This window comes from Leptospira sarikeiensis, from assembly GCF_004769615.1.
GTDB classification, from domain to species: Bacteria; Spirochaetota; Leptospiria; order Leptospirales; family Leptospiraceae; genus Leptospira_B; species Leptospira_B sarikeiensis.
Genome location: NZ_RQGF01000012.1, coordinates 98,147 through 121,203, shown reverse-complemented (window position 1 = coordinate 121,203; position 23,057 = coordinate 98,147). Strand labels below are relative to the sequence as shown.

Genomic DNA, 23,057 nt, shown 5'->3' with positions numbered 1-23,057 from the left:
CGCCTGAAATTCCTGTTCTTTTTTCCAGGGCGTTTTTCGTTTTTTTCTCGTAAGCGGGCTGGGGTCCATATAATCGAGAATCCGGATGTACGAGGGAATCGAGGAACTCTCACAAGAATTCCTCTTCGAGGTCGAAACGGCCGTAAAAAAAGAAGAGCCAATATCGATCATTACCTACGTCCTGAGTACTCGGGGCGAAAATAAGCTCAAACATATCATCCAAACCGTTCTTTCTAAATACAAAAGAGAAGATTTAATCGAACTTCTCTTTACTTCCGCAAAAGAACTCATAGTAAACGCGACAAAAGCAGCAATTAAACGAGTTCTATTTAAAGAACTCGGTCTAAACATTTCGGACCCTTCTCAGTATGATCTGGGTATGGAATCTTTTAAGGAAAATCTAGTCAGTCGCAAGTTTCCTTACTATCGTAGGAAGATGAAAGAGCATGGTCTATTCGTAAAGGTAACACTTAGTTTCACTTCCGATAGGATCATTCTATTCGTTCAGAATAATTTTACATTAGCGATACGAGAAGAAAAGAGGATTCGGGAAAAGTTTGTACATTCTAAAGAATTTGACAATCTCTTCGAATACTATATGAAATATGGTGATACTACGGAAGGCGCAGGAATGGGTATCACTATGGTTGAGATCTTAGTAGCCCAAAGCGGTTATGACCGGCATTTGTTTACCATCTATAGTCGACATTCCGAAAATAGAACGGTTGCTAGAGTCGAGATCCCATTAGATCAGAATTATGTGCCGCGAAGACAAAGATATCAAAAATGGTTACAAGAAAAGGCTAGCGGCTTAGTATGACCGAAAGTCCTCCTCACTTCGGTTAGGCTTCAGCATATATGGAACAGAATCCGCAGACAAGTAAACTCCAAGAGCAGGCAAATCAAATGAACCTTGCCTTGGAATCCGTACATACGGAAGAACAAGCTATAGAACTTATTCAAGGAAAGATCAAAGACGCGTATCTTTTAAAATTAAGGATCGATGTAGAGAACAAAGCGGGTGTTGTTTTAGGATTATTATCCAGATATAAAAACGAATTTTTAGAATTATATTCCGTCTTTTCAAACTCTTCGATGATACGCAAGATCAGGACTTTCGAAGACTTCGGACAAATATCTCATGATATGGCAGAAGCTGCCAGACAAGAAGCTCCGGACCCGGGATTATCCGATCAGGTCGCAAGAATACTTCACCTTAAATTAAATAAACAAATATTAGAACAATATTATCCGATGTGGGATCGAAACGATACCGCAGCGTTGGTCAACTTGCTGGAAAACCAGATCAAAAGTGGAATGAAGATCAACATGGTCCGTGTACAAGCGGATGTTGAATTTGTTTCTAGTTTGAAATGTAGAGGAAAAAGTTTTTTTGCAGGCATACTTTCCTCCATTCCAAGACCTCCTGAAGATGCTGCAGAAAGCGCCGGGCCTGTTGAAAATTTGGATCCGGAAAAGGCCGCTGTCATGCGCCAAATCGAAACCATACGCAAAGGTTTCGGAAGAGTTGTTCTTGCTAAAACGATCCTTTCTCCGGTGAACGGGATCGATTTCGACGATCTGAACGAAGGTGATAAGATCTTATTACAACTTCCTTCCGTTTCTCCTGAAGAAAAAGCATTAGCAAAAACTCTGGGTGCAATGGACAAGGACGGCAATGTAAAACCGGTGATCGGTTCTTTTGTAGCAATCGCATCCGGAAAGAATGAATATCATATTTTTGCAAAAGGACCTGCAGGGGTTTTGCTACAGGCTTTCGAAGAAAGGCCTGTTCGTCTTGCTAGGCCTAAGACTGCTGCAAATGCGCCACGCCCTGCGAGTATGAGTAAACAATCTGAAAGCAATAATACGTTGAATTATGCGATCTTGGTCGGTGTAGTACTGCTTGTTGGTCTTCTAGCATTTATTTTGCTTAAATAAACCTCTTTCATAGAAGTTGCGCAATCTGGATTAGATTTCCGCAGGTATCATTTAATACTGCAAGTTTTACCGGACCCATTTGGGTAGGTTTCATCGTAAATTCCACACCGAGTTCGTTTAATCTTTCGAATTCCTTATCTACATTATCCACCGAAAATGAAGTCCAGGGTATTCCTGCTTCCAAAAGAGATTTTTGAAAATCTTTTGCGGGAGCAAATCCCATCGGTTCTAAAAGTAATTCGACTCCGTCTCTTTGTTCCGGAGAAACTAGAGTCAGCCATCTTCCTCCTTCCATCGGAATATCTGTCTTTTTCTCGAACCCTAAAACTTTGGTGTAAAATTGAAATGCTTTCTCTTGGTCTTGAACAAGTACGCTTGTTACAGTGATTTTCATATTATAAATTCCTAATTTTTATAGAATTATTTAGATCTTTTCTCATTTTCTATAATGGATTTTAGCCTAGCTAGATTTCCACGTAGATCTTCTCCTAAATCCCCACATATGATCGGGATCATCAGATTCATCGGATAATCCATCTTACCTTCAAATACAGAAATTAATTTAGTTTGATGATCAGAGATAGGTTCTAACTTTGTATAAGCGGAATCTTTGGATTCGAAAGGCCATTGGAAACGGATCTCTACTCCCAAAAGTTCACCTTCCGTTTTTTTGATGATCTCTTGTTCTCCAATCCCTACATTTTCATTCTTACTTTTCCAAGAATGAATGAAACCTAATTCTCCATCGGTACCTTTGGAAGAAAATTCAGTCTCAGGATCTAACATAAACCACTTAGCATACTGGACTTGGTTATTTAGGATCTTTATATAATTAAAGACCTCTTGTTTAGGCTTATCGATTACGATCTCTTCTTGTATCTTAAATGTTTTGGATAAGAAGACAGCAATAACAAGAATTAGGACCATGATCCCAAGAAGAGAATAGAGGATAATTTTTAAGACTTTCATGCGAAGATATTCGGGCATAAAACCGGAATATCGTCAATTTTTATGAGAGAAATTCAGTTCTTTAAAATTGCTTTTTTGACTTTGTCTGAAATTGAGAAGGGCTTAAACCGGTATACTTTCTGAATAACCCGGTAAACGAGCTTGGACTTTCAAAGCCCACTTGCTCACAAACTTCCGAAACGGAAACTCCTTCTCGTAAAAGTCTTTTCGCGTTTTCTAATCGGACTCCGATCAAATACTGATGAGGAGTCCTTCCGTAAAATGACTTAAAAAGCCGGATAAAATAAAACTTAGAAAGAAAACTTTTTCCTACGATTATATCCAGATCCAACTTTGTATGGAATTGTTTATCTATAAACTGTTTAGAATGGATCACTCTAGCGAGGATTTCTTCCTTAGGATATAATTTTTTATGTAACCTAAGTACTTCACCGTTATAAAACAGTTCCGAGCCCATTATCCTACGACTAAATTCACCAATTTACCAGGAACATAGATCTCTTTTCGGATCTGTTTTCCATCCAAGAAAACTTGGACCTTATCCAAGGACTTTGCGATCTTGATCGCCTCTTCACTTGCAATCTCTTTAGGAGCCTTGAACTCTGCTCTTAACTTTCCATTCACTTGAACTACGATCAATATCTCGTCGTCAGTAAGATATTTTTCTTCGTAATTTGGAAATTGTTCATAAGTTAAAGAATTAGACTTACCTGATAAAGACCAAAGCTCTTCCGCAAGATGAGGTGCAAAAGGAGCGATCAAGGCTAAAAATGGCTCTAGGATTTTACGAGGTCTACGAGTGTTCGGAGTAAGCTCGTTCACAAAAATCATCAACTGAGAGATCGCAGTGTTAAAAGAGAAATTATTGATATCGTCGTCTACTTTTTTGATCGTTCTATTCAGGATCTTTAATTCATCTTCGTTCGGCTCTATATCTTCCAAGCGGAAGGACTCTTCTGCTCCAGAATGATATAATCTCCAAACTCTGTTCAAAAATCTAAATACACCTTCAACACCTCTAGTGCTCCAAGGTTTTACCATTTCGAAAGGTCCCATGAACATTTCAAAAAGTCTTAAACTATCCGCCCCGAAATTTGTGACCACCTCGTCCGGATTGATAACATTCCCGAGAGACTTGGACATTTTTCTTTTATCTTCTCCCAAGATCAGACCTTGGTGAACTAATTTTTTGAAAGGCTCCGGAGTAGTAACATAACCTAGATCGAAAAGGACCTTATGCCAAAAGCGGGAATAAAGTAAGTGAAGCACTGCATGTTCCGCTCCACCCACATATAGATCCACCGGCATCCAAGTTTTTTCCAAACCAGGATCTACGAATTGGGTCGGGTTTTCTGGGTCGATGTAACGTAGGTAGTACCAACAAGAACCTGCCCATTGAGGCATAGTATTCGTTTCTCTAGTTCCGATCTCTCCGGTTTCAGGATCTTTGTATTTCAACCAATCACCTGCAAGCGCAAGCGGAGATTCTCCTGTTCCGGAAGGTTTAAATTCGGATAAATTAGGAAGTTCTAATGGAAGTTCGGATTCGGGGATTGCCTTAGTTATACCTGAAGGATAATGAACTAGCGGAATCGGTTCTCCCCAATATCTTTGGCGAGCGAATAACCAATCTCTCAGTTTGAATTGGGTTTTCTTACGCCCGATTCCTTTCTTTTCCGCCCAATCGGCGGTTTTAGAAAATGCTTCTTTATACTTTAAACCATTGATGGAGATTTGATCGGAAGAAGAATTAATACAAACGGATTCCTTGGAATCGAAAGCTCCTTCGGAAAGATCTCCTTCGATTACTTGTAGGATATCCAACCCGAACGCTTTTGCAAACTCATAGTCTCTTTGATCATGAGCAGGTACTGCCATAATCGCACCAGTTCCATAACCGTAGAGAACATAGTCTCCGATCCAAACTGGGATCTTTTTAGAAGGATCCGCGGGATTGACAACATAAGCTCCCGTAAACACTCCAGATTTTTCTTTGGAAAGTTCAGTTCTATCTAGATCACTTTTAAGTGCAGAAATCTTTTTATACTCTTGTACCTTCTCCCATTGTTCTTTGGAAGTTATTGAATCCACCAAAGGATGTTCCGGAGCAAGGACCATATAACTTACCCCAAATACGGTATCAGGACGAGTTGTATAAACTTTAATTCCTTTCCCAGGAGAAGAAACATCGAAAGGAAAAATAAGCTCTAAACCTTCACTCTTTCCGATCCAATTCTTCTGCATTTCCAAGGTAGAACTTGGCCATGTAACAAGAGAAAGATCTTCTAATAATCTTTCTGCATAAGCAGTAATACGCATCATATACTGACGCATAGGCTTACGAACAACTTCGTAACCTTTACCGACCCATTCTTCCACTTCTTCATTCGCAAGAACTGTCCCAAGACCTGGGCACCAATTCACAGGAATTTCTGCCTGGTATACGAGACGGAATTCTGAAAGAACAGATTCTTTCTTAGCATTTGAGAATTCTTTCCATTCTTTTGGGGAGAATGGCTCTAAATCATCAAAACCTTCGGAACCCTTAGATTCTAATCTTTTTATCAATTCGGAAATCGGCTTAGCTTTGGAAGCTTGGGCATCATACCAAGATTCGTATAATTTTAAGAAGATCCATTGGGTGAATTTGTAATATTTCGGGTCTGTAGTGGAGATTTCTCTATCCCAATCATAGGACAAACCGATCATTTTGATCTGCCTTCTGAAATTATCCACATTCTGCTTCGTAGTAATTGCAGGATGGATCCCTGTCTGCATTGCATATCTTTCTGCAGGGAGACCGAACGCATCCCAACCCATAGGATGCAACACTTCGAAACCCTTCATTCTCTTATAACGAGAAATAATATCCGTCGCAGTATATCCTTCGGGATGTCCCACATGTAATCCCGCTCCTGAGGGATAAGGGAACATATCAAGGCAATAGAACTTAGGTTTAGAAGATCGTAAATCCGTGCGAAACGATGCGTTCTTCTCCCAGTAATCTTGCCATTTTGATTCAATTTTCCGAAACGGATAGTCCATACCGTGAAGTTTTTTAGTCCGGCCTAGAATCCAATTCTTTTTTAAGGATAAGAAAGCCGATTCAGAGAAGGAAATTGAAGAATTAGAATGTTTTATTTCGTTTTATGAAGAAAAATCAGAAGTAAGTTTGTTACTAGATAAGGCCTTTTCAGTTTCTCGGGAACCTTCTGTATCAATTTGGGTCCGAAATGAAGAAAGCCGGAGGGAAACCGGCTTTCTCTGGGAGTGATTTCTAAGCGACGAGCTTAGAAAACGGACAAAAAATTTGGATGAGAAACTGACTTATTTACGTACTGAGTCAATAACCTTGATAAGTCGACGAAATGTTTGGTTCAAACAATCTCGACATAGGTCGTATTGAAAAAGATTCGGCGTTTCTTTGCCGCATCCTTTGCATGTATATTGCTTACTTTGCGCATTGGTAAGTTCCGCTTCTTGTTCGTTCAAATCCGTCACTGCTAATAATTGCATTTTGCTCCCAGAAAATTCCATCGAATGTCTTTTTATTTACGGAGTGTAAATAAGTCCGAAGTTTGAAGATTGTATTCAAGACTTCTCTCCGTACGTCGAGAGTTACTTTATAAAATCGGCTCATTCTAGAGTCAAAAAAAATTAGGTTGGAAGTTTGTGAAAATGACTGCAATTTTTTCGAAAAAAAATTCCAAGCGCGCTTTTATTTGGAATAGTTTTTCATGTGTGGTTTTTTTTAGGGAAAAATAAATTTCCTATCAAGTGCCGAGTTTAGGTCAGTCAAAACGAAAGGAAGGTGATAAATTGTTATCAATCTCAGGTTTAAACAAGTCTTATACAGTTGCGGACCAAACGTTTAACGTATTAAAAGATGTTTCATTCCAAGTAAAATCGGGTGAATTCGTTGCAGTGATCGGTCCTTCCGGTTCCGGTAAGTCAACTCTATTATCTGTATCTGCAGGATTAGATAAAGCTGATTCAGGTTCGGTTGAATTGGATGGAATCTCTCTATTTGATAAGTCGGAAGATGAATTAGCGAAGATTAGAGGAAAACAAATCGGCTTTGTTTTTCAAAATTTTCAACTGATCAAGACGTTAAACGCATTAGAAAACGTTTCCTTGCCTCTTGCTTTGACGACAAACCTTCCAGAAAAGGTAATTCATGAAAAAGCGATGTATTGGTTGGAAAAAGTGGGTATCTCTCATAGAGCGCATAACTTTCCTAGCCAGCTTTCAGGTGGGGAAGAGCAAAGAGTAGCGATTGCAAGATCCTTTATACATGAACCTAAGCTACTCTTCGCGGATGAACCTACTGCTAACTTGGATAAGAAGAACGGAGAGAACATAATGTCCCTTCTTAAACAGTTAAACCGTGATCGTAAGTCCACTTTATTAGTAGTAACTCATGATCCTAAGGTAGCTGCAATGGCGGATCGTATCTTAGAAATGAGAGACGGGGTCATCTTAAACGGAAATAAGTCCAAAACTTCAGCCAAAAAGACCCCTACTAGGAAGAAAAAATGAATATTAGATTTTTTCTCCGAGTAATGTTTCGGGAAATTTTTTCCAAGAAGACTTCTTCCCTACAAATCATACTAGCGATCACGATCGGAACCGGTGCTGTGCTTGCAGTTCATTCTTATAGAGACCAATTTACCGGTTCCATTATTAGAGAGGCTAAAAACATCATGGGTTCGGATCTTGTGGTCACGAGCCCTTCTCCACTTAGCCCTGAACAAACAGCGTTTCTTTCGAGAGAATTGCCAAAAGGAAGCAAAATTGCAGAATTAGTGCAATTTCCTTCTATGATCCGCAACCCAGGATCGGAAGATTCCAGTTTATCCTTAATCAAAGCGATCCAAGGGGATTATCCTTATTTTGGTGAGATCGAAACAGAACCGAAAGGGTTATTTCGCAAATTAAAAGAGGGAGAGATCCTTTTAGAAAGTGGACTCATACGAAATCTTAAATTAAAACCGGGCTCTAAAGTACAATTGGGAGAAAGCACTTTCATATTAAGAGGAAGTATTCTGAAAGAACCTGGGATGGCGGGAAATTTTCTGTCCATGGCACCAAGTTCCATCATTCGGAAAGGATCATTAGCTCAAACAGGATTAGAACAAAGAGGTTCTAGGATCAGTTACCAAATCCCTATCCTTCTTCCAAAAACAATCGATGCAAACGTATATAAGAAGGAACATTTTACCGAATTTGCAAAGAACGATTTGATCTTATACGAAAGTACGGAAGCAAATTCAGGATCACAAAAATTCTTAACGAATACATTAGATTTCTTTTCACTACTCGCATTATGCGCGTTTTTCTTAGGTGGGATCTCCATCTTATTAACTAGTAGAGCCTTAGTTCGAGCAAAATCGAATACATTCGCAGTTTATAAATGTTTAGGTGCAGGACCGAATCTTGTTTTAGGGCTAGTACTTTCAGAATTGCTGATCTTATCCACGATCGGAGCTATTTTTGGATTCGTCTTCGGAAGTTTTTTACAAACACAGATCCCGAATTTAGCGGATAAAGAATTACTTTTTGAACCTAAATTGATCCCTGATCTTAAAGCGATTTTTTGGGCATTTGTTTTAGCTTGGATCGTTCCGCTTGTTTCTGCTTGGGAAAGTCTTTCTGCTACTCGTAATTTAAGTCCGATGTATGCTCTCAAATCGGATTTTGCAAAAGATCTTGTTTCTGTTCCTAGGTTGGAACTCAAACAATCGGTCTCTTTTATTTTGGTTTTCGGTTTATTCTTCTTATTAGCTTGGTGGGAAACCGGAGATTGGATCAAAGGATTACTACTTTGTGCTACATTACTTTTTTTACCCATTGTAGTATATTTGGGGATACTAGGAATTCGATTCGCAATCAGATTCTTATTACAAAGATCTGAATTCTCCGCAGGTGTGAGAATGGCATTACGAAAACTGGATAGACCTAGAACAGGACTTTCCTGGGTTTCAGTAGGTCTTTCTTCTTCCGTATTCGTCCTTCTATTAAGTATTTTTCTAAGCGATAGTTTACTCGAATATAGCGGAGCAAAGGATAAGGAAAGAAGACCCAATATGTTCGTGTTGGATATACGACCGGAGCAGTTGGAAAGTTTTCAGTTAACTGCGGAAAAGTATAAGGTAGAAAAACTTCTTACTGCGCCTGTTATAGGAGCAAGGCTCACCAAGGTAAACGGGGAAATTATAAAGAAAGAAGATATGGAACTTTCCGCCTTAAGAAGGGATTGGAGATCCACTGCAAGGACCAGAGAGTATTTCCTTTCTTATAGAGAGAACACATACCCTACCGAAAAAGTAACCGATGGTGATTTTTGGAGAAAGGGAGAAGAGGACCAAATATCCGTTGAGAAAGAATTTTCTAAGAACTTAAAAGTCGACTTGGGAGATAAACTTTCCTTCTCCATTGGCGGGGTAGAAGTAACCGGGACAATCCGAAATTTCAGAACGGTAAATTGGGCGGATATGAGGCCGAATTTCGTTGTTCTATTCTCAAAAGGGATCTTGGAAAAGGCACCCAAATTCTATTTGAGTTCTTTTCTTTTAGGATCCTCAGACGATAGATACTCTCTACAAAAGGAATTATCCAACGAATTCCCGAACCTTACAATCGTTGATACTGAAAAAGCAGTACAATCCTTCTTGGGAATTTTAGAGAAAATGTCCTTCGCTATCCGTTGGATGACGGGATTGATCGTTGTATCTTCTTTATTATTGATCCTATCTTCTCTTGAACTAAGCCGTAAGGAAAGATTAGAGGAGACTTCTCTTCTAAGGATCATAGGTGGGACCAAAACTTTCTTACGAAAATACTTCTTAGCAGAATCATTACTTCTAGCGAATTTATCTTTCGTATTAGCTTTCGCTTTGGTATGGGGAGTTTCTTCCTACATGTCTGAGATCATTTTCGAAATCCAATCCAGCGTTCCTTGGTTGGAGATTGGGATCTTCTATATTACCTTAAATCTTGCAGTTGTAGGAATGTATTTCGGGGCTCTTAGGAATGAATGGAAAAGAAGCCCTACCTTATACTTGAAGGAAGTATAAAAAACTGGGCATTAATCGCCGAAAGATACTAAATCTCTCGGCGATCTTTCAGATCGATTTATTTTCTTCCTGCTAAAAGTTCTTCCGGTTTAAGTTCGGTTTTTACGGAACAAACCTTGTAGTTTGAAGCAGTCGGACAAGCTGCAGTGCCTGTGATCCTACAACCTTTGGTCTCGCAACGTTTTCTGGTATCGAATGAATCTGTTCCGGAAAATCTGCAGTAATCCCTGCATGAATCTGAACTGCTGACAGAACAAAGGTAACATCCGTCTGCAGAAATATTTTGCACAAATGTAGTACAAACGAATAAAATAATAAAAACTGAATATAAAACCTTTTTCAAAAAGGGCTCCTTAGAGACGTTTTTTGGCAGGAGGTTTTTCCTCCTTCTTCTCCACTTTATCTTCCAAGAACTCTGCAAATTCGATCTGTCCTTGGATGAAATTCAGATTATAACGACTCTCATAAAGTAATAGGCTGCTAGCAATAAATAAAAAAATCCCGCCTACCAAAGCAAGTCCCGTCGCAACCCAAGAAGCTGTACTAGAAACTGCTACTATAATTCCCAAACTTAAACTAGAAGAAACAAAGAACAAAGTCGCAGTATATAGAGCGGCCATAGATCTTTGGATGAGCCCGGCTCTCTTTTTCTGGATCTTTAACTGCCTTCTGAGATAAGCCAACCTTTCTTCAGGATAAGAAAGTCTTCCGTCGACCACTCCTTCAATTTCAGATTTAAGAAGGTTTACTCGATCGAAAATCCTACCTAGACGATTCGCAGTGGAAAAAATTAAACTAGCACTTGCAGAAATTAAAACCGCAGGCGTGATCATTCCCGCTAAAATTTCAGTACCGATCAAAGAAGAGAGCATAATCCCAATTTGGATAGAATCAGGTAAATGTAAATTGAATTATCTGCTTGCATACTTGTTCAGAATTTTCAGGATTTGACCGGGGAATCTCGAAGTTAATTCTTCTATTCTTGGGCCTTAAACGCCCTGAGGTGCATTCGGATCTTCCGTTATGTATACCGAGTCTTAATGTAAATTTTTCCCGCGGGTTCGAATCCCATTTGCTTCAGGTGCAAAAACGCTCAAATGGAAGAGCAGTAGAATATTAATCTACCCGGCGAAAGCCACCAAAATCAAAAGAGAAGGTATTCGAGAGTTCGGCCGATTTGAAACCAAGTTTTAAAAGGCAACCGGCTTAAGACCTTGTGGATTTTTAGATACCGTAGGAAAATTTCTAGAATTTTTTTGTCTACAGTTACATTCGAATGGATATAACTAAGGATAAAAAAAGAAAAAGAAGGCTTCTTGCTTAAGAAAATCCCCGTCAATTTTCGGGAACGAACGAATACCTTCTCCGGCTAAAAACATGATCACAATTCTAAAACACCAAAGAGGTCTCCTCTTTCAAAAAGGAGATTACAAAAAAGTATTATTGCCTGGGAATCATTTCATTTTCCCGTTCCAATCCGTTCAAATTTTGGACGCTAATATTGCCTTTTACCCGGGACAAAATCAAAACATATTCTTACAAGATCCAATATTGAAGAATGAATTGGAGATCTTTGAAGTAAAGGATAACGAGATCGTTATACTCTATGAGGATGGGCTATTTAAGAAAGTTTTAGAAGCAGGAAACCATTTCTATTGGAAGGGATTACATACCTATACTTCTCAAAAATTCAACTTAAATGAGATCGAGGTTCCTAACAGCGTAGATAAGAATCATCTGGCAAAACCGGAATTATCCAAATTCATCTATGTTTTTGCTATTGAACCCCATGAAATCGGTGGCTTATTCGTAGAAAGGAATTTCTCCAAACTACTAAGCCCAGGAACACATTATTTCTGGAGAGGCACAAATTCTATCTCGATATCCAGATTAGACTTGAGAAGGATACAACAAGAGATAGGTGGACAAGAATTAATGACGAAGGACAAAATAAACCTTCGTATCAATTTTGTTTTTCACTATAAGATCATAAATCCGGAAAAGATTTTGAAGGAAATCAAAGATTATTCCGAGCAGATCTATATATTCCTTCAACTTGCCTTAAGGGAATATGTAGGTAGCCTGACCTTAGATGAAATTTTATCTAAGAAGGAAGAAATCGGTACCTTCGTTTTAGAGAAAACAAAAACGAATGCAGAGCATTTGGGATTAGAGATCTTATTTGCCGGAGTAAAAGATATTATTCTTCCTGGAGAGATCAAAGATATACTCAACCAAGTATTGATCGCAGAGAAAAAGGCTCAGGCTAACATCATTACTAGGAGAGAAGAAACTGCGTCCACCAGAAGTTTGTTAAACACTGCAAAATTAATGGAGGAAAATCAGGTTCTCTTCGAGTTAAAGGAATTAGAATATATCGAAAGATTAAGCGAGAAGATCAATCAGATCCAACTCATAGGAGGAGGTCATGTTTTAGACCAACTCAAAGGGTTGTTGATCCCTAAGACCCCGAAGGAACCTTCTTGAATTAGAAGGTTCCTAAGCAGATAGGTCAGATTAGATATTTATGTCTCCTTAAAGTACTTAACATCAGTACTGTCATCCCTTCTTCTGTAAAAGACTTGAAGATAACGTTAGTAGGAAGAAAGGTACCGAATATAAAGGTTTTTATATTTTAAAGGAAAATCAAATGGGCGCTCTCAGACAAAAAGTCAGTCAAGAAACCTTAAATGAAGCAGATCGTTTCATCGAAGATTTAAAATCCGGCAAAATATTAAAAAGAACTCTTCCTAATTCTGCACCTGATTTTTCAGAATCGGATAGTTTTGAAAGTGTATTAGGTTTAATCGAATCCGAGCCTTTTAAAAATGCGATCAAGAAGTCTTACGATCGCGAGTAAATCCTGAATGGAGCCCAGGAAAGATTACGATTATCTAATAAAAGAATTCACTGAAGAAAAAATTAAAGATAGATTTATATATCTATGCGAGTTAGCGAAAAAAATAATTCGACAACAGAAATTAGAATCCTTTTGTTCCGTTGAATCGGATTTGATAAGTGAAGTAGTAATAGACTACTTCTCCGATATAGATAGATTAAAAAAATTCCACGGATTAAAAAAAGCCAATACTTTCAAAATCGCCGCATATACAGCTTATTGGATACTCCGGAGGAAACCTATTCAAATCAAAGGAGATATTAACTCTGCTGATTCTGTTACTAAAGCAAAAATACGAGATATTAATGAAATTTTTGCCAAAAGCCTTGCTCTAGGAATTATTTACGATTTTAGAAAGCAAGTAGATCCTGGAATGGAAGCGACGAGCAAGCTAGTCAACTTTTACGTTCACCTAAATTATCATTTTGTATATCGTCAGCCAAATCCTCAATCATTAGAATTAGCTTTTACAGCCTTCGATGTGTTTTGTCCTTTTTACGAATTAAGCAAAGAATCTGGAGATTAAAAGCTCCTAGTTCAACATAGGATCTTTCGTATGTTCTACAAAATATTTGTACAATCCGCCTTTGCTCTTTAAAGCTTCTTGCCAAGTTGTTTCCGGGTCTTCCGTAAAGATCCATTCTGCATTCGGATCGTGAACCACCCAGGATTTGCGTTCCATTTCGCCTTCTAACTGAGCTGCTCCCCAACCGGAATATCCTTGATAAACATTGAATTTAGTTTTATCAGGATGTTCTAATAGTTCTACTAAGGCTTCGAAACTTCTAGCAAGAAACACCCCAGGGATCACTTCGATACCCGGTTGTTTCAATTTAGGATTATCATGAAGAATAGAAACGAAAGTGGGATCAACTGGTCCTCCGGAATAGATCGGATAAGAACCATCTATACCTTCCGGGATCCCTTGGATCACATCGCTTAAAGAGACTTCCATTTTTTTATTTAGGACTAAACCGAATGCGCCTGATTGATCGTGCTCGACCATTAGGATCACGGTTCGATTAAAATAATCCGTTACAATAGAAGAATTCGAAATGAGTACTTTTCCGCCGAAACTGTTTTCCATACTACCCGATCAGTTCTTATGAATCTCTTTTAGGATCCTGTATGCGATTTCCAATGTATGGATATCGGATCTTCCATCCACTAAAGGTTCCGTTTCTTTCAGGATGCATTTTACAAAATGTTCATGTTCCTGTTTTAGAGGGTTGTCTTTATGGACAAAGATCTTTTCTACGATGGATTCCTGGCGGTATTTGATCTCTCCGGTTCTTAAAAGAATATCGGAAGTCGCCTGTCTATGAAGCTCTATTTCCTGATCGCTAAAATCCAGAGTGATATAAACATCCTTTTGAGTAATGTTTAATGTTCTGATCTTAGCTTGAGTGTTTCTACTCGCAGAAATATTCGCGATCGCTCCGTTCTCAAAATGAAGAACAACCGATGCAATATCTTCATGGCCGGATACAACTTTAGTCCCTACCGCACTTAGATATTTGACGGGAGATTTTACTAAATTTAATACGATGTCTATATCGTGGATCATCATATCCAGAACCACGCCTACGTCCTTAATTCTAGGATTATAAGGGGCAAGCCTTCTGGATTCGATCAATAGAGGCTCTGTCACAATTTTACCAAGTTCCAGAACTGCCCCGTTAAAACGTTCTACGTGGCCGACTTGTAGGACCAAATTATTTTTAGCAGCAAGATCAACGAGTTCCTTGGCTTGCTCTAAAGTTTCCGCGATCGGCTTTTCGACTAATACGTGTTTGCCTGCAGAAAGCGCTTTTTTCCCGATCTCATGATGTAAAAAAGTAGGAACAGCTATGATCACCGAGTCCGTATGTTTGATCAAATCGTCTACTGTAGAAAAAGCGGAAGTCTTATGCTTTTCCGCCATTTGCGAGGCTCTTTCGGAATCGGAGTCATAGATACCGATCAACTCCGCGTCGCTTAAACTTTTCGCCACGTTTACGTGGTATTGGCCCATATGGCCGGTCCCGATTACTCCGATCTTGACTTTATCCGTCATGAAACTTCCTTATCTTGTTTTTACTTATTCGTAAAAATCTTACCCTTGGAACCGGAAACAGATTCTCCGGACTCTCGGGCAAACTCTTCGATCAATTCTCTTTGTCGCCTAGTCAACTTTTTAGGGATCTCGATCCGAACGATCACATGCTGATCCCCTTTTCCATATCCGCCTAGATACGGAATTCCATGACCTTTCAAACGGAATACTTGGCCTGACTCGGTTCCTTCCGGAATTTTCATCTTCACCTTTTTGCCGTCTATAGTTGGAACTTCTATGTCCCCGCCTAAAATAGCTTGGGTAAGACTGATCTTCTTGTTTAAGATCAGATCGTTTGCTTGGCGTTCGAACAATTCATGTTTTTTAATATGTGTCACTACATATAGATCGCCATGAGGACCACCATTAGGTCCTGCTTCCCCTTCTCCCGAAACTTTTAATCTGCTTCCGGATTCTATACCAGGAGGAATTTTGATATTGATAGTGCGTCTTTTTTCTACTAGACCTTGGCCGTGGCATGTCTTGCAAGGATTGGAGATGATCGTTCCTTTCCCGCGACAAGTTCCGCAAGTAGTTGCAACGGAGAAGAATCCTTGAGATCTACGGATCTGTCCGGAGCCACCGCAATCAGGACAAGTAGAAGGAGTACTTCCTTTTGCAGCACCTGAGCCGGCGCAATCGGAACAAGTTTCTAGTCTAGGAATTTCGATCTTGTATTCTCTTCCGAGAGCTGCATCTTCTAATGAAACTTCTAGATTATAGCGAAGATCAGAACCGCGTTGAGGACCGGATCTGCGTGCGCCACCTCCGGCTCCTCTTCCGCCACCGAAAAAGTCCCCGAAGATATCTCCGAAATCTCCAAAGATATCGGAGAAGTCAGTGTATGCCCCCGCTCCATAACCGCCTTGTCCACCTGCACCAACTCCGGCTTTACCGAATTGGTCGTAAGCACGACGTTTATTCGCGTCCCTTAAAACTTCATAAGCCTCGGTAGCTTCCTTAAACTTTTCTTCAGCAGCTTTATCACCCTGATTCTTATCAGGGTGATATTTGATAGCTAACTTCCGATACGCAGACTTGATCTCGTCATCAGTCGCTGTTTTGGAAACTCCGAGGATATCGTAGTAACTTTTGTCACTCATGTCTTAGTTACTTTTTCTCATCGTCCACTACGGTATAGTCAGCGTCTACGACCTTTTCTTCCTTAGCTTGGGAATTATCCGCAGATTCGCCTCCTGCACCGTTTGGTCCCGGTCCAGCTTCAGCACCAGGCGCTCCTTGAGAATAGATCTTGGATCCTATCTCAGATGCTCTTTTGGTGATCGACTCTTTCGCTGCGTTGATACGACCGATATCGCCTGATTCGATCGCTTCTCTTGCACGTTTGATCTCGTCGTTAGCCAATTGTTTCTCGCTGTCGGAAAGTTTATCTCCTGCATCGGTTACAGCTTTTTCTAAAGAGTAAGTGATTGTATCCAACTCGTTCTTAGCTTCCACAAGTTCTCTAGCGGCTTTGTCTGCAGCAGCATGAGCTTCTGCGTCTTTCACCATTTTAGAGATCTCGTCTTCGCTGAGTCCGGAAGAAGATTCAATACGGATCTTCTGCTCTTTACCTGTTCCCAGATCTTTCGCGGAAACATGGACAATACCGTTCGCATCGATATCGAAGGTCACCTCGACTTGAGGAACTCCTCTAGGTGCAGGAGGAATTCCGATCAGATCGAATCTTCCAAGTGTACGGTTACCTGCAGCCATATCTCTTTCTCCTTGGAGAACATGGATAGAAACTGCATTTTGATTATCCGCAGCAGTCGAGAACACCTGAGATTTTTTAGTAGGGATCGTAGTGTTTCTCTCGATGAGTTTTGTCATCACACCACCCAAAGTTTCGATACCAAGTGAAAGAGGAGTAACGTCCAGAAGAAGAACGTCTGAAACTTCTCCAGCCAAAACTCCACCTTGGATCGCAGCACCGATTGCCACTACTTCGTCCGGATTGACAGAGCGATTTGGCTCTTTTCCGAAAATTCCTTTTACGAGTTCTTGAACCGCAGGGATACGAGTAGATCCTCCTACAAGGATTACCTCATCGATATCGGAAGCTTTTAAGCCTGCATCACGGATCGCGTTCTCACATGGGATACGAGTTCTTTCCACTAAAGCACGAGTCAACTGATCGAACTTAGCTCTAGTAAGATTCATATCCAAATGTTTTGGTCCGGTTGCATCCGCAGTAATAAACGGAAGATTTACTTGAGTAGCCATAGTACCCGAAAGTTCGATCTTCGCTTTTTCAGCCGCTTCTTTCAAACGTTGAACGGTATTCTTATCTTGAGAGATATCGATCCCGTACTGTTTTTTGAATTCTTCGATCATCCATTCCATGATGACCATATCAAAGTCGTCCCCACCTAAATGAGTGTCACCGTTCGTGGACTTCACTTCGAAAACTCCATCTCCCAATTCAAGGACGGAAATATCGAACGTTCCTCCACCTAAGTCGTAAACTGCGATCTTAGCATTACTCTTCTTCTTATCAAATCCGTAAGCAAGAGCCGCAGCAGTAGGTTCGTTGATGATCCTTTCTACCTCAAGACCCGCAATTCTTCCCGCGTCTTTAGTTGCCTGACGTTGTTCATCGTTAAAATAAGCAGGAACAGTTACGACTGCCTTAGTCACTTTATGACCAAGATAATCTTCTGCGGTTTGTTTCATTTTCTGAAGGATACGTGCAGAAATTTCCTGAGGAGTGAACTCACCGGTAGCAGTCTCGAACTTAAGACCGTCGTTCCCGCTACGGATCACCTTATAGGAAACGTGTTTCATTTCCTGCTCAGCTTCGTTAAATCTGCGTCCGATAAATCTTTTTGCAGAACGGACTGTGTTTACTGCATTAGTGATCGCCTGGTTCTTAGCGAACTGACCCACCAAGGTTTCTCCCTTTGCAGTAAAGGCCACGATCGATGGAGTAGTTCTAGCACCTTCGGAGTTTTGAATTACTACCGGATCCCCACCTTCCATAACGGAAACGCAAGAGTTAGTAGTCCCTAAGTCGATTCCGATAATCTTCTCTTTTGACATTTTGGTTTCTCCTTCCGCTTTTCTGGATTACCCATAGCGGTTATGATTTAATTCATTTTATTCAAGGCGTCATCGCGCCTAACGACCAAGATTAAGCCTTGGGCTTCCCGATCCTTACTCTCGCAGGTCTCAAAGAAAACTTGTCTTCGTTTTCTTTAATATAGAATCCAGCTTGGTAAACTTCGATTACTGTTTCTTCCTTGTATTGGTCTCCTTCTTCTGAAGACAAGGCTTCCATCAAAGTAGGGTCAAACGACTCTCCTTGAGGATATTGCCTGAACACATTGGACTTTTCCAATACGGAATAAAACTCTTTCAGGATCATAGTGACTCCGTCTACGAAAGGTTTTAATTCTTCCGTAACAGTCGCGCCGGATCCAACACGATCCAAATTATCGATCGGATTCAAAAACTCAGTTACCAGAGATTTGACAGCTTCTCTCTTAATATTAGAGAATTCTACTGCAGTTCTCCTTTTGTAATTCTGGAACTCGGCTCTTTCCCTAGTCCAAGAATCTTTTAAGGACTCGATCTCTTTTTTCGCAGCCTCTAATTCCTTACGTAAAGTTTCCTCTACGCTTTCCGATTTTTGGGAATCATCCGAATTTTCTCCGGTAGGCGTTGCGACCGCTTCTTCTTGACTCATCTCTCTATCATTTCCTTGCATAGTTCATTACTACTTACTAATACGCGTGATCATCTCCGAAACAAGTTTCGAAGTAAAATCTACCAAAGGAAGTGCTCTATGATAATCCATCCTCTGTGGACCTATGATCCCCATAGCACCGATCCTTTTTTCACCCATACGATAACCTGAAGTGATAATACTCACCCCACCCATGAGACCGTCTCCGTCCTTTCCGATCACCGTATATACTCCATCATGCTCGGAATATTCTCCGAACATTCCGGTTAGGAATCTTTTATCATCTAATAAGGCCAAGACTTGGTTCAGCTTCTCATCTTCGTCCCTGAACCTTCCATACAAATTTTTCAATCCGTCAATATAAAGCGACACCTCTGAATTATCAGGGGTCATCGCTGCAGAGAGAACTCCGGATACTTTATAAAAATCTAATGGTCCATCCTTCCTAAGAAGAAGAGAAGGAATCACATTGTCCTGGATCTCGAACATATCATAACCTTTCGCGTTATCGTTCAGATATTTAGAGATCTGATAGAGTTCTTCCTGACTATAATTTCGATCTAAGAAAACATTCCGGTTTAACACAGCGCCTGAACGCATTACCATGATCATCAGGACCTCGTCCCCGTGAACATGGATCAATTCCACATGTTTTAATGTGTCTAAACTTCTCGCAGGCCCCAAAACAATACCTGCAGAGTTAGAAAGACTAGCTAGAACGCTCGCCGTAGCTTTCAAGATCTGATCCAGTTTGAATTGCATCTTCAGGTATTCTTCTTGGATCCTTTGCTTTTCCTTAATGGTGAGTTCGTATAAAACCACCAATGAATCCACATAAAATCGGTACCCGATCTCCGTAGGGATCCTTCCCCCGGAAGTATGTCTAGAAGCAAGATAACCCATCTCTTCCAGCTCTTTTAACACAGTACGTATGGAAGCCGGAGACAAACCTATATCATGTTTATCGAATAAGGTTTTAGAGCCTACAGGACGGTTCTCTTGAATAAACTCGTCTACAGTGGCTTTTAGGATCATCCTATGTCTTTGGGATAGTTCCATTCCTGCTTATCCTGGCACTCTGCATGTTAGAGTGCTAATGGGCCCTTCAAGTTTCCATTTCCAGTCGAAAAAAGTCAAGAATTTTGGATTTTAAGCAATCCATGGCAGAGATTGACAATGTAATTTAAAATTATTATCCCATAAGGGATATAAAAGATATAGAATGGGAAGGTCGTTCCGAAGGCGGTAATAAAATTATGTCACTAAACATAAAAAATTAGGAATTCAAAACTAATTTCAGACAGAATCGTTTTCCCAATATAGTTTAAAATGAAAATCTGAAACTTATGAATGGAATCGATCTATATTAGAGAATTATGAAGTTCCATTTCTTTTTTAAGGATTGTATTGATAAGCGAACTTAAATCTTGGTTCTTCTTTTTAGCGATGTTTTTGAAATATTCTTCTAATTGTGGGTCTAAATATACCGGGATCTGAAATTCTTTTACATCTCGAGAATGGATCCCTCTCTTGCCTTTTGAAAAATCGTATTCTTCTCTCATGTCATATAATATCGTTAGAGTAATATTGGACCTCTTCCGATTTAGTCGCTTTTCTTGCAGACACTATTCTTATAATTTCCTCCTCTTTCGAAGATCTATCAACAAAAATAACTACTGCGATTGTTATATTTCCTAATTTGCCGAGTGCGATTTCTCTAAACTCACCTTCAGAATGCTCAGGATCAGGCATATAGATTGTTTTAGGATCGGCAAAGACCAAACAAGCTTCTCGAAATGATAAATTATGTTTTCGAATGTTTGCCTTTTCCTTTTCTATATCCCATTCAAAACGCATAGTTACATTTTCAAAGAATACTAAACATTTGTAAACATATATTCGTTACTAGACCTGATTTTAAGACTGACTTAGAATCGGTTCCAAAATATGATCCACTTCTATATATAAAAAGGGATTCCTTATGTTATTCAAACTTAGGCTGTATTATTTTTTCTCTTATTCGATTTTCACCTTTTTAGTTTTAGGTTCCGTACTTGGAACTTTGTATCTCTTAGGGAATGTTCCTGCAGAAAAAATCGGTTTATCTATTTTGATCTCTTCCGGGATCGGGATCTTCTTCTCTCTTGTGATGGGAATTTTTTCCGGAACTTGGCTCGCTCGTACTTTTCAGATCATCCAAGATGCATTTAAAAAAGTTAGCCAAGGAGATTTAGCTACAAGAATAGAAGTAGGATCCAAAGATCTATTATACGACTTTTATGAAAGTTTTCACAGAATGCTGCAAGGGCAGTCGGAGTTGATCGGCTTGATCCGCAGCACTTCCGAAACTCTTACTCACGATTCTACAGAAATGAGAACTGTAGTTTTAGAGTTTGGATCGAATATCCAATCTCAATCCGCTGCAACGGAAGAAGTCTCCGCTTCTATCGAAGAAATCTCCGGAGTTGCTACATCCATTTCATCTATTGCGGGCGAGAATGCTAATAGTATGGGAAGTTTAGTTTCCGAAGTGGAAAAACTTTCTTCTGCAATTGAAAGCACAAAGGGCCAAGTAGACGAAACTTTAGTTTCCTTCGAAGAAATTTCTAAACGTGCAGAGATGGGATCTAAATCTCTGAGTTACATGAGCCAGGCAATCGACAATCTTTCTAAAAGTTCCAAAGAGATCTCTAAAACGATCGGAAATATCGCGGATATAAGCGAGAAGATCAACATGCTCGCATTGAACGCTTCTATCGAGGCGGCAAGAGCAGGAGAAGCAGGAAGAGGATTCGCGGTAGTTGCGGACGAAGTTTCTAAACTTGCGGAACGTACAGCATTAAGCGTTAGAAGTATCAACGAACTAGTAAAAAGAAACCAAGACGATATGGCTCAAGGTTTAGAAAAAATCCAGACGACTACTGGAGAAATAAAAGAGATCATAGGTACAATAGATAGAATGTCTATTCAGATCAAAGAGGTCCGATCTGCGGTAACTTCTCAACAAGAACTCAGAAACTCGGTTTTAAAGGAAGCAGACTTCGTATTAAAACGTTCCGACGAGATCAGAAATGCAGTTACTGAGCATAATTCTGCTACGAGAGAAGTTGTCGAATCGGTTTCTTCCATTAGCTCCTTGGCGGTAAACAATTCGGAAAATAGCGACGTGCTGGCCGAAAGAATTTTAGGAATTTCTAATACTGCAGGAAAACTTAAGAATACTGTCGGTATGTTCACTATCGGCGCAAAAGAAAGATCTTCCAAAAAGGGACTCGATCCTAAAACACATGAGCTGAAATTCCAATCGGATATCGGCTCCCTCTATTATATGAAGAAGAACGAATTGGTGGAAGTGGTCTGGACCGAAAACTTTAGCGACGAAAAATATAAAGAAATGTTAAATAAAGGTTTGGAGCTTGTAAAGGAAATGAATGCCTCTAAATGGATGGCAGATACTTCGGATATGGGAGTTACCTCGCCGGAAGCGCAAACCTGGGTTAATGAAAACTGGTTTCCAAGAGCGATCAATTCTTCATTGAGAAAGATCGCGATCGTGATCCCTCAATCGGTTCTCGCAGAACTTGCGATGGACAATAGTTCCTTGAAAGCAGGGAATATAGAATTAAGAAATCTTCCTTCCAGAGAGGAAGGAATGAAATGGCTGATCGCCAAATAGAGAATTAATAGTATCTCTTTAGGCTCGGTTCTAAATTTTTGTTTTGGAGCCTTAGTTTAACAAATGCAACAATTCGAGAATGTAACCGTTATCAAAAAAGCGAATGTATACTTTGAAGGAAAGGTCACTAGTAGGACCATATTATTCTCCAACGGAGAAAAGAAAACACTCGGGATCTTAATGCCTGGGGACTACGATTTCGGAACGGAAGAAAAAGAGATCATGGAGATCTTGGATGGAGAACTTTTAGTTCAATTGCCTGGCAATCCTGAATGGATAGAGATCAAAGGTGGACAATCCTTTGAAGTTCCTGAAAAATCTAGATTCAAATTAAACGTAAAAAAATTAAGCGATTACTGCTGTTCTTACATTAAAGAATAATAAAATATCTGGCCGGGAGCCATCCCGGCCTTGTAAAAAACGTTTATCAAAATATACGTTTTTGCCACATAAACTTCTGTAAAAAGCCTTACAACCAATGTACAATTATTATACATCCAAGGCTATTCTAGAATTTATCAATCAGAGGGAGTCGTTTCTACTACTTGACAAAAGGATTTTCCTCGTTACACTTTTTCACTGAGTCTGCTTAATCCGAAAGATTTCGGAGCGGAGGAACCAAATTTTGGGGCAAACCGTTTAAACGGGGGATATCTCTCATTCCCAGCCCGTCAGCTAACTTCGTAAGCATGGAGAGAAGACAGGAGTACCCT

Annotated in this window: 24 protein-coding genes and 1 riboswitch; of the genes, 9 read left to right on the top strand and 15 right to left on the bottom strand. The window is 39.8% G+C overall.

From position 1 onward, the window contains the following. Positions 1-85 precede the first annotated feature (85 nt). Entirely contained in the window at positions 86-820 is a 735-nt protein-coding gene (locus EHQ64_RS04975) for a hypothetical protein (RefSeq protein ID WP_135648406.1), read from the top strand. A 38-nt stretch (positions 821-858) separates the two neighbouring features. After that, positions 859-1,941, top strand: a complete 1,083-nt coding sequence (locus EHQ64_RS04970; protein ID WP_135648405.1) for an LIC10486 family protein — start codon at positions 859-861, stop codon at positions 1,939-1,941. A gap of 7 nt (positions 1,942-1,948) precedes the next feature. On the opposite strand, the gene EHQ64_RS04965 is transcribed toward EHQ64_RS04970, so the two are convergent. The 5 genes from EHQ64_RS04965 to EHQ64_RS04945 form a co-directional block, all read right to left on the bottom strand. Beyond that, entirely contained in the window at positions 1,949-2,335 is a 387-nt protein-coding gene (locus EHQ64_RS04965; RefSeq protein ID WP_135648404.1) for a VOC family protein, read from the bottom strand. 26 nt (positions 2,336-2,361) lie between these two features. After that, a complete protein-coding gene (locus EHQ64_RS04960; RefSeq protein WP_135648403.1) occupies positions 2,362-2,910 on the bottom strand; it encodes an SRPBCC family protein in 549 nt (182 codons plus the stop codon). Between the two features lie 61 nt (positions 2,911-2,971). Further along, a complete protein-coding gene (locus EHQ64_RS04955; protein ID WP_135648402.1) occupies positions 2,972-3,367 on the bottom strand; it encodes a helix-turn-helix transcriptional regulator in 396 nt (131 codons plus the stop codon). Beyond that, on the bottom strand, positions 3,367-5,955 hold the full coding sequence (leuS, locus tag EHQ64_RS04950) for a leucine--tRNA ligase (protein ID WP_135648401.1): 2,589 nt from the start codon (positions 5,953-5,955) through the stop codon (positions 3,367-3,369). The genes EHQ64_RS04955 and leuS overlap by 1 nt, the downstream gene beginning before the upstream one ends. Before the next feature lie 282 nt (positions 5,956-6,237). Then, on the bottom strand, positions 6,238-6,447 hold the full coding sequence (locus EHQ64_RS04945; RefSeq protein ID WP_135648400.1) for a PIN domain-containing protein: 210 nt from the start codon (positions 6,445-6,447) through the stop codon (positions 6,238-6,240). A 282-nt stretch (positions 6,448-6,729) separates the two neighbouring features. Between EHQ64_RS04945 and EHQ64_RS04940 the strand changes: the two genes are divergently transcribed. Together EHQ64_RS04940 and EHQ64_RS04935 are read left to right on the top strand one after the other, a co-directional pair. Beyond that, positions 6,730-7,449 carry an ABC transporter ATP-binding protein gene (locus EHQ64_RS04940; protein WP_135648399.1) on the top strand — a complete coding sequence of 240 codons (720 nt, stop codon included), beginning with the start codon at positions 6,730-6,732 and terminating at the stop codon, positions 7,447-7,449. Next, entirely contained in the window at positions 7,446-9,986 is a 2,541-nt protein-coding gene (locus tag EHQ64_RS04935) for an ABC transporter permease (protein ID WP_135648398.1), read from the top strand. The genes EHQ64_RS04940 and EHQ64_RS04935 overlap by 4 nt, the downstream gene beginning before the upstream one ends. 58 nt (positions 9,987-10,044) lie before the next feature. Here the strand turns inward: EHQ64_RS04935 and EHQ64_RS04930 are convergent, their stop codons facing one another. Both EHQ64_RS04930 and EHQ64_RS04925 read right to left on the bottom strand, forming a co-directional pair. Next, positions 10,045-10,329, bottom strand: coding sequence for a hypothetical protein (locus tag EHQ64_RS04930; protein WP_135648397.1), 285 nt, complete (start codon positions 10,327-10,329; stop codon positions 10,045-10,047). Positions 10,330-10,339: 10 nt separating this feature from the next. Then, positions 10,340-10,858 carry a DUF2721 domain-containing protein gene (locus EHQ64_RS04925; protein ID WP_135648396.1) on the bottom strand — a complete coding sequence of 173 codons (519 nt, stop codon included), beginning with the start codon at positions 10,856-10,858 and terminating at the stop codon, positions 10,340-10,342. A gap of 505 nt (positions 10,859-11,363) precedes the next feature. Between EHQ64_RS04925 and EHQ64_RS04920 the strand changes: the two genes are divergently transcribed. From EHQ64_RS04920 to EHQ64_RS04910, 3 genes are all read left to right on the top strand, one after another. Further along, positions 11,364-12,473, top strand: a complete 1,110-nt coding sequence (locus EHQ64_RS04920) for a slipin family protein (RefSeq protein WP_167882358.1) — start codon at positions 11,364-11,366, stop codon at positions 12,471-12,473. Positions 12,474-12,636: 163 nt separating this feature from the next. Next, positions 12,637-12,846: a hypothetical protein gene (locus EHQ64_RS04915; RefSeq protein ID WP_135648395.1), complete on the top strand. Its 210-nt coding sequence runs from the start codon at positions 12,637-12,639 to the stop codon at positions 12,844-12,846. Between the two features lie 7 nt (positions 12,847-12,853). Beyond that, positions 12,854-13,411 (top strand): hypothetical protein, encoded by a 558-nt coding sequence (locus EHQ64_RS04910; protein ID WP_135648394.1) that lies wholly within the window; start codon positions 12,854-12,856, stop codon positions 13,409-13,411. Positions 13,412-13,417: 6 nt separating this feature from the next. Here EHQ64_RS04910 and EHQ64_RS04905 read toward each other — a convergent pair whose 3' ends face one another. From EHQ64_RS04905 to EHQ64_RS04870, 8 genes are all read right to left on the bottom strand, one after another. Then, positions 13,418-13,972, bottom strand: a complete 555-nt coding sequence (locus EHQ64_RS04905; RefSeq protein WP_135648393.1) for a YqgE/AlgH family protein — start codon at positions 13,970-13,972, stop codon at positions 13,418-13,420. A gap of 9 nt (positions 13,973-13,981) precedes the next feature. After that, positions 13,982-14,941 carry a Gfo/Idh/MocA family protein gene (locus EHQ64_RS04900; protein WP_135648392.1) on the bottom strand — a complete coding sequence of 320 codons (960 nt, stop codon included), beginning with the start codon at positions 14,939-14,941 and terminating at the stop codon, positions 13,982-13,984. Positions 14,942-14,961: 20 nt separating this feature from the next. Next, positions 14,962-16,083: a molecular chaperone DnaJ gene (gene dnaJ / locus EHQ64_RS04895; RefSeq protein WP_135648391.1), complete on the bottom strand. Its 1,122-nt coding sequence runs from the start codon at positions 16,081-16,083 to the stop codon at positions 14,962-14,964. A 7-nt stretch (positions 16,084-16,090) separates the two neighbouring features. Beyond that, complete coding sequence (gene dnaK, locus EHQ64_RS04890; protein ID WP_135648390.1) at positions 16,091-18,022, bottom strand: molecular chaperone DnaK; 1,932 nt, start codon at positions 18,020-18,022, stop codon at positions 16,091-16,093. 91 nt (positions 18,023-18,113) lie between these two features. After that, entirely contained in the window at positions 18,114-18,668 is a 555-nt protein-coding gene (grpE, locus tag EHQ64_RS04885) for a nucleotide exchange factor GrpE (protein WP_135648389.1), read from the bottom strand. A gap of 30 nt (positions 18,669-18,698) precedes the next feature. Continuing rightward, complete coding sequence (gene hrcA, locus EHQ64_RS04880) at positions 18,699-19,727, bottom strand: heat-inducible transcriptional repressor HrcA (RefSeq protein WP_135648388.1); 1,029 nt, start codon at positions 19,725-19,727, stop codon at positions 18,699-18,701. A gap of 302 nt (positions 19,728-20,029) precedes the next feature. After that, on the bottom strand, positions 20,030-20,230 hold the full coding sequence (locus tag EHQ64_RS04875; RefSeq protein WP_135648387.1) for a toxin-antitoxin system, antitoxin component: 201 nt from the start codon (positions 20,228-20,230) through the stop codon (positions 20,030-20,032). Position 20,231: 1 nt separating this feature from the next. Further along, on the bottom strand, positions 20,232-20,525 hold the full coding sequence (locus tag EHQ64_RS04870) for a BrnT family toxin (protein ID WP_135648386.1): 294 nt from the start codon (positions 20,523-20,525) through the stop codon (positions 20,232-20,234). Positions 20,526-20,649: 124 nt separating this feature from the next. Between EHQ64_RS04870 and EHQ64_RS04865 the strand changes: the two genes are divergently transcribed. Continuing rightward, entirely contained in the window at positions 20,650-22,344 is a 1,695-nt protein-coding gene (locus EHQ64_RS04865; protein WP_135648385.1) for a methyl-accepting chemotaxis protein, read from the top strand. Positions 22,345-22,407: 63 nt separating this feature from the next. Beyond that, positions 22,408-22,725: a pyrimidine/purine nucleoside phosphorylase gene (gene ppnP / locus EHQ64_RS04860; RefSeq protein WP_135648384.1), complete on the top strand. Its 318-nt coding sequence runs from the start codon at positions 22,408-22,410 to the stop codon at positions 22,723-22,725. Positions 22,726-22,920: 195 nt separating this feature from the next. After that, positions 22,921-23,048, top strand: a riboswitch (cyclic di-AMP (ydaO/yuaA leader). The last annotated feature ends 9 nt before the right edge of the window (positions 23,049-23,057 follow it).